The organism is Empedobacter sp. UBA5987 (assembly GCF_002429865.1).
Classification (GTDB): Bacteria; Bacteroidota; Bacteroidia; order Flavobacteriales; family Weeksellaceae; genus Empedobacter; species Empedobacter falsenii_B.
In genome coordinates this window covers 1-7647 of the sequence record NZ_DJBB01000057.1, presented here as the reverse complement: position 1 = coordinate 7647, position 7647 = coordinate 1, and the positions used below count along the sequence as shown (strand labels likewise).

General features: G+C 27.1%; 4 protein-coding genes, 1 tRNA gene and 1 pseudogene. 1 reads left to right on the top strand and 5 read right to left on the bottom strand.

What is annotated here, in order from left to right; genetic code table 11:
* Positions 1–328: 328 nt before the first annotated feature.
* Both B3J26_RS09600 and B3J26_RS14905 read right to left on the bottom strand, forming a co-directional pair.
* A tRNA-Ile gene (locus B3J26_RS09600) sits at positions 329–402 on the bottom strand.
* Between the two features lie 193 nt (positions 403–595).
* Positions 596–691, bottom strand: a pseudogene (locus B3J26_RS14905) (hypothetical protein); the annotation flags it as partial.
* A gap of 242 nt (positions 692–933) precedes the next feature.
* On the opposite strand from B3J26_RS14905, the gene B3J26_RS09595 reads away from it, so the two are divergent.
* Complete coding sequence (locus B3J26_RS09595; RefSeq protein ID WP_291074314.1) at positions 934–2034, top strand: Fic family protein; 1101 nt, start codon at positions 934–936, stop codon at positions 2032–2034.
* A 12-nt stretch (positions 2035–2046) separates the two neighbouring features.
* Here the strand turns inward: B3J26_RS09595 and B3J26_RS09590 are convergent, their stop codons facing one another.
* From B3J26_RS09590 to B3J26_RS09580, 3 genes are all read right to left on the bottom strand, one after another.
* The gene (locus tag B3J26_RS09590) at positions 2047–3717 is read right to left on the bottom strand and encodes an ATP-binding protein (protein ID WP_114999425.1); all 1671 of its coding nucleotides are present in this window, start codon (positions 3715–3717) and stop codon (positions 2047–2049) included.
* A 116-nt stretch (positions 3718–3833) separates the two neighbouring features.
* Positions 3834–6074, bottom strand: a complete 2241-nt coding sequence (locus tag B3J26_RS09585) for a DUF262 domain-containing protein (protein ID WP_114999424.1) — start codon at positions 6072–6074, stop codon at positions 3834–3836.
* A 5-nt stretch (positions 6075–6079) separates the two neighbouring features.
* Positions 6080–7647, bottom strand: a 1568-nt coding sequence (locus B3J26_RS09580) for a DUF262 domain-containing protein (protein ID WP_291074312.1), incomplete at its 5' end; no start/stop codon positions are given.

The following is a 7647-nucleotide window of genomic DNA, read 5'->3' as shown; positions in this document are numbered from 1 at the left end:
TCTAAAGGAACTCGTTTCAGAACCGCATCCTTAGTCTTAGCCTTAGCCTTAGTCTTTGTCTTAGTCTTAGTCTCATTCACATCGTAAAATACATATATCTGAAACCTCAAAAACTACTAATCGGCTCATAATTCATACTTTTTTGAGCCAATTAATCAAAATAATCGGCTCATCGTTAAATGAAATAAAAAAATAAATTGGGATTACCTTATTGAAGAAAGTCTTTCAAGCTTACTAAAAAAAAACATAAAAACTTTATTTACAATAAATTATAAATAAAATTAAAAATTATAGACATAAAAAAAGCACCTTTAAAAAGGTGCTTTTGTGGTCCCAGTTGGGCTCGAACCAACGACTTGCTGATTATGAGTCAGCTACTCTAACCAACTGAGTTATAGGACCCAGAGTAAAAGATCAATTTCTTTTCTCGTGGGTGCAAATATATAAAGTTTAACAAATAAAACACTACTTAAAAATAAATATTTTTAAGATTATTTACAACATATTCAATTACAATATAATAATTTTGTATTTTTATTATAATATTTACATCCTTAATTTGATTAAAAATGAAATAATTTATGGTTTATTAACATTATAACTTTATTAAACATAATTGACCTGTTGAAAAATATGTTCTCTTTCCATTCTGATAACAGCAAATCTGAATTAATGATTCTTCATTTTTATTGAGTTTATTCTTTCAATTATAAACCAACAAAATCTGTATTTGACTCATAATTATACGTTTTAAAAGTCAAATCTATTTTATAAGAATGATGATTTTCTTATTTAGAATTGGGCTAAGAAAGATGAAGTAAAATAGTGAATAAAATGTTTAATTGATGTTAATGAACTTAATGAGCTAAATAAATTTATTAATCGGCTCATATTTTTATTATATTTGAGCCAATTAGATTAAATAATCGGCTCATGAAATACAATTGGCAATATAAAAATTGGGCAAAATTTGAGTATAATTCTTCTGTAATCGATCAAATTGTTATGAAATTTGCTTTAGAAATAGGCGAATTAAAGGGAATGATTGATACTTTACCCGAAGATATCAAACAAGAAACGATTATTCAATTTATGATTGATGAAGCCATTAAAACTTCTGAGATTGAAGGCGAATTTTATAGTCGTCAGGACGTAATGTCTTCAATCAAAAATAAAATTGGAATTCATTCTTCTATTAGTCATATAAAAGATAAAAATGCTCGTGGTATTGGAGAGTTAATGGTTGATGTTCGAAATAATTTTAGAACTGAACTAACTGAAGATTTAATAAAGGAATGGCATAAAATATTATTTGAAAATTCAAATTCTATTAATGCAGGAAATTATAGAATTGGCGAAGAACCAATGGTTATTGTTTCGGGAGCTTATGGTCGAGAAAAAATACATTATCAAGCACCTTCTTCAAATTTAGTTCTTACAGAAATGCAAAATTTTGTCAATTGGTACAATGAATTCAAAGTAGAACCAATCGATATTAAAAATGCGTTGATTAAAACTTCCATTGCTCATTTATATTTTGAATCAATTCACCCTTTTGAAGATGGTAATGGACGAATTGGACGTGCTATTGCAGAAAAATGTTTAGCAGAAAGTTTTAATCGTCCGTTAATCATGAGTTTATCAAGTACGATTGAAAAGGATAAAAAGAATTATTACGAAGCGTTGAAAGATTCTCAGCAAACATTAGAAATTACAGATTGGATTTTGTATTTTTCTACAACTATTCTTGATGCGCAAATTCAAGCAAAGAAAATAACGAATTTCACATTAAATAAAACAAAGTTTTTAGATCAAACAAAACCTCTTTTAAACGAACGTCAGCTAAAAGTCGTTATCAAAATGTTGGATCAAGGAGCAGAAGGATTTGAAGGCGGAATGTCAGCAAAGAAATATATTTCGATAACAAAAACATCAAAAGCTACGGCTACACGTGATTTACAAGATTTAGTTGAAAAAAAAGTATTGATTACTGAAGGTGCAGGACGTTCTGTTAGATATGAGTTGAATATGTAGTTAACAAAGCTTTTAACTACTTTTCCCAAAACCAATTTTAGGACTTTCAGAATTTATTAATTCGTCATTACAAAATTGTTGTATTTCGTTAATATTACATTTCTTATCATAAAGCACTTCGTTAATCTCACTTTTACGGTAAATATTCTCAATTTGCCCTCCAGAGAAATTAAATGTTGCAGCTAATTTTTTGCAGGAATCTTTCGTTAAATAAGGAAATTTTGATTTCCAAATTTTAGCTTTAATTGATTCTTTTGGTTGATCAAAAAATATTTTATACAAAAACCTTCTCTCAAATGCGGTATCTAAATTCGTTGCCAAATTTGTAGTGGCCATCAAAATTCCGTCAAAATTCTCCAGTTCTTCCAAAAGAATATTCTGAATTGTATTTTCCGTTTGCGCAACATTAGAGCTATTAATTTCTTTTCTTGTAGAAAATATCGCATCAGCTTCGTTAAATAACAAAATAGGTGTGTGATTACATTCATTTAAAAACGATTTATATGATGTAAAAACACGTTTAATGACTTTTTCACTTTCTCCAAACCACATTGATTTTGATTGACTGATATCAACTTTCATGATTGAGCGATTTGTTGATTTTGCTAATTGTTTAACTACTTCTGTTTTACCTGTACCAGGAAATCCATGTAATAATATTGAAATTCCTTTTGGTAAACCTTTTTCCTTTAACCTATTTTGTGTTTCTTTAAACTTGCTTTCTTCTAATAAATTTTCTAAAAAACTAAGTTGCTTCATCTCATCTTGATCAAAAATCAATTCACGTGCAACAATTTCTAATGGTTCAATAACATTATCTTTTTTTACTTTATTGTGCATTAATTTAATTCCACAATCAAATAGAAGTTGATACGATTTACTCGATAATTTCATTTCAGTATCGTTAAAAAACTTCGCTTCCACAATTTCAATTAAATTGTTTTCTAATAATACATGATTAGCATTTATTAAATTTTGCATTACATCAATTCGCTTACCAGCATTTTCATAGATTCCTTCTAATGCTCTACCAATATCTGTCGATTCTTTACCCGTAATTGTTTTCCAAATCAAATACAGGAAAAGATAATTTTCATCGATAGTAAAATTAAATTGTTTCACTTTTTTAATTAATGGAAAATTGACATGAAGATTAATTATTTGTCTTGTATATCTAAATAACTCAGAAGTAGAAATTTCGTCTTCATCTCTACGATTTCCCAAATTGTATATTTCTTCCAAACAATCTATGACATCATTTTTTTTCTCATCCAGAATTTTAGGAAAAGGTTTATTATTAAGAATGGCATTAGTAATTTCTTCATTGATTGTAAACTCATCATAAATTCCTTGAAGTTTTATTCGGTGTCTAGACTTCTGTTTTTTAATAAATTTCTGCTTTTGCAAAAAATCTAAATCGTCTGAAAATTCAAGAATTCTCATTGGATTACAATCAAAATATTGAATTAAATCATTCAAATCAACAGTTCTCCCTTTATAATTTAAAGCAATAATAACAGCTATGAATAATATTTGACTTTCAGATAATTTAAAATAACGTTGTAGTAAATTTATTTCATCTTTTGCACTTTCAAAAAATGAGTTTTCTAATTTACAATTTTCAGCTTTTTCATATAAAAGACCAATATTTTCTAAGATTTGTTTTTTGTTAAGAGTTTCCATTATTTACTTATTTGTAACAAATGTATTTTTAGATAAAGACAATACATGTCCATTAAAAAGTTATAAAATAAAAAAAGACTCATCTTTTGGATGAGTCCTATTAATTATTTGATTTTTTATTTTTCCCAACAAAATTCTTCTACAACAAATTCTTCCTTAGTAGAAACTTTAATTATTTTATTATTACGGTCCCAAATGTATTCCACTTTATTATATATAAAAGGAATATCTAATCCCCAGAAAAATGGAATTAATTCTCCATTAGATTTTAATTGTTGATTTTCATTTTTAAAGGTAATTATTTCTTCATTAATCTTATCTGACAATATTTTGTTCCTTTCAGAACCTACAATATATTTTTTCCAGTCAACTTTTGCATTGTAAGGATAAAGTACATAATTATTATAATTTTTGGCTAATCTAGTTCTTTTTTCTATTGCCATTAATATTTTAGTTTTATATAAATCTTCATGTACAAGTCTAAGTTTTTCGTCCTCAATAGTAGAATCTATTAGAAGCATTTTTCTTAAATCTGCCTCATCATTCGTTTCTAATAATTTTTGAAATTTTGGAATGAGTTTTTCGTTTCTTAAAATATTACTCCAAGTTCCTTTTTCACAATCGTAATCCAATGCATTAAATTGATTCCAATCTTTAAATTGACTAACTAATGCTCTAAGCAATAATGCATCCTTTTTATATTTTTCTATAATTCCATCATTAGCAAAAAAATAATTAGCTCTATTACTCCATTTTTCAAATATCTCTAAGTTTTCATTATTATCTAATAAAAATCGAATTACACCCTTGTACATTTGATGATCTTCATTCTCAAAAATAAGTTTCTTCCATCTATCACCTTCAATTCCACTTATTAATTTTGCTTTAATTACCTCATGTTCCACTTGTACTTTTGAATATCCTGATTTGATATTATTTTGAGAAAGATATCCGTAAATATCAAAACATCCGTCAGAAAGCTCGTTAATTAAATCTATTGCTGAAATGAACATAGCAGCACTATCTATCGTTGAGTTTTCTACAATATTCCTTACAACACGCATCCAATTGTTGAACGAGATTAAATCAGAACTTTTATTTAGGAAGAATAATGTTTGAGCATAAAATAGTACTCGGGTTTTATAAGTCGTATTTTCATTTATTTTTATTGAATTTACAAACAAATTTCCTGATTTTGTTATATCCCACAGATTTAGTTCTAAAGAGATTTTATCATTGTCATCCTTTGAATAATATTCTAAACATTTCTTAAGAAAATCAAAAGAAATAGCAGTAGGAAAATCTTTTGGTGTGATAGCTTTATAATTATTCGCTAACTCAGTGATTCTTATTTCAATACGTTCTTTCTTTACAGCATCTTCAGTAACATTTTTGCTTTTATTCTTTTTTTTAAGTATTTTTTTAATTTCAATTTCTTCTTCTAAATTTTCAAAAATTTCTTTATTTTGAGCATAATTAAGAATCGCAATTGTTGAAAAGAATTTCAGAAAATTATCATCTATTTTATTGTTTTCATCTTTATACTGCCAAAATAAATCTGTCCAATTAGTATCTATTTTATGAGTAAACGTTTCTTGTGGATTAGTAATATCTTTTTCCCAATGATTTTTCGTAATATGCTGTTCAAACTTTGCTTTGAAGTTTTCAAAATCAGTTAGAGGTTTACCTCTTGCATTCATTTTTATATACAAGTCATCGGAAAGTCCGAAATCCTGTAATTCTATGAAATAAAAACTAATATTGTTTAGTTTACCCCAAACTTCCGTTGTATCTCTAAATTTCTGTTCAATCGAATCCAACATTGTTAGCATAGATTTTATTGTTGGATCTCTTTTCCATGAAAGAAAAAACCAAGAGTTATCGATGATTTGTTCAGAAATATTATCTTTTTGATTGTAATCAATCCCTTTATTGATTAATTCTTCGCAAAACTCACGTGAGCTGGTACGTGTTTCGTAGGTGAATTTTGTTAAGAGTTTTTTCAATTCATCATTTAACTTATTCTCTTTTATAGCAATAAACCAATGCAACAAAAACAAAGTTGTTAAACGTTGTTGACCATCGAGTGGTTGAAAAACCTTATCTTTTATACTGCCGTAAACAAAATCTAATTCTAATTTAGTGTTTTGTATAAGAGTATTTTTAAGCGTTTCTAAGAAATTATTTCTAACTTCTTCTTTACCAGTTCTACCTTGTGCATAATCTCGTTGTATGATTGGTATTTCTATTTTATTAAGAGGATTCCATTCTAAATTTCCACAGCAATTACATACTTTGCTTTCAGATGATAGTAGTTGTAAAAAAGTTATGTTATTTGATATTAAATTATTGTTCATTGTCTTTATAATTCTGTTTGAGATAAATAGTTTTTCAAAGTTTCTTTAATGTCATTCAAATAAGCATTTCTGTCTTTTTCTTCCCATTTACTAAATTGTTTTGTACAGTCATCAAAATATTTCTGGAATACTTTTTTGGTAGTAATAGGGATAAATGCTCCATTCTTTTCAAGATCAATTATTCTTTTTCTTTTTACAGGAAACAATCCATTATTAAGTTTTGAGTTGTCATTTTTGGAAAGTAATGCCATATTTTCAATAGAATGAATATCAAGTTCGCCAAATAGATTACTTAATTTCTCGACAAGTGAAGAAACTTTTTCCTTTTGTTTGTCATTATTGAAATTATTGATTTCTGTTTTTATTTCTTCCGTAATCATATCGGTATCTATTACTTTCAACCATTCTTCAAAATCATCGATTTCTGTAATATTATCAGAATTTTGTGCGTGAATATGCTCTAAACTCCAACCACCATTTTTCTTGTCTTTGTATTTATTAAATGGAAAACGTAGAGAAGTATCATCGCTATTTATTGTTGTAATGATGTTGTGCAAAAGCAATACATTGATTAACTGAGCATTATCTTTTTCATATTCTAATTTATCAACTTGCTTTTTGCTTGCTATTTTTTTGATTTCTTGATCTAACCACTTCCCAAAATCAATTTTGGTCTTGTTTTCTTTATTACCAAGAATAGTTTTTATATTTATTCCAACTGTAATCAGATAACCGATTTTATGATACAATTCTCTATCGTTGTACCATTCTTCAAGCGTTTGAAAATACTTTTTTATGTCTTTCCAGTTATTATTTACTTCAGAATTATTTTTGAATTTATCATTAAAAAATCTGAAAGTAGCATACTCATCATTTCCGAATTGTTCAACAATTGTTTGATGTTCAATTTTTCTCTTATCAATTTGTTCTTTAGTTTTTATTCCCAAGTGTTTTCTTTCCTCCACTTCTTTATCCTCTGCTTGTGCTACTTCATACATTAATTTGAAAATAAACTCAATCCTCGTTGGAAGATTGTTTTCATTTTTGTTGATGAAATACCAAAAAGAATCGTCCTGTAGAGCAAATTCAATTCTGTCCCATTCTGAAGCTATTTCTAATTGTTTCAAACGCAGTTTCTCTGTGTCTGTATTGGAGAAGTTAGAGCTATTTAAAAACAATGCTTTTATTAATTCTGCATTCGTTAAAGGTATTTTCCCACTGTTTATTCTTGTGAAAATATCAATAGAATCTTCATTTTGTGAAGTTTCGTACCAAATAACTTTTGTAGAAGAATTGAATTTAGAACTAAACGTAATCACATCAAGTTTCTCTTCCTTTTTTTTGAACCAATCACAAATAGTTTGATAAGCAGTTGATATATAAAAATAGTCAATATTTGAAGTATCTTCTTTTATCTTACCTAACTTATTTTTTAAATAATCCGCCGAATCTTTTCGAGTTTCATATTCTAAATCAAACAATTTAACTCTTTTTTCTTCTGTATATTTTTGATTCAAATAATACAAGATTAGATAAATTGTAGTTAACCGTTGTGCTTGTTGCACAACACTAA

What these genes read in the sequence shown, in the direction of transcription:
- B3J26_RS09590 (WP_114999425.1), bottom strand. Translation starts at nt 3,717, where the DNA reads ATGGAAACTCTTAACAAAAAACAAATCTTAGAAAATATTGGTCTTTTA.
- B3J26_RS09595 (WP_291074314.1), top strand. Translation starts at nt 934, where the DNA reads ATGAAATACAATTGGCAATATAAAAATTGGGCAAAATTTGAGTATAAT.
- B3J26_RS09585 (WP_114999424.1), bottom strand. Translation starts at nt 6,074, where the DNA reads ATGAACAATAATTTAATATCAAATAACATAACTTTTTTACAACTACTA.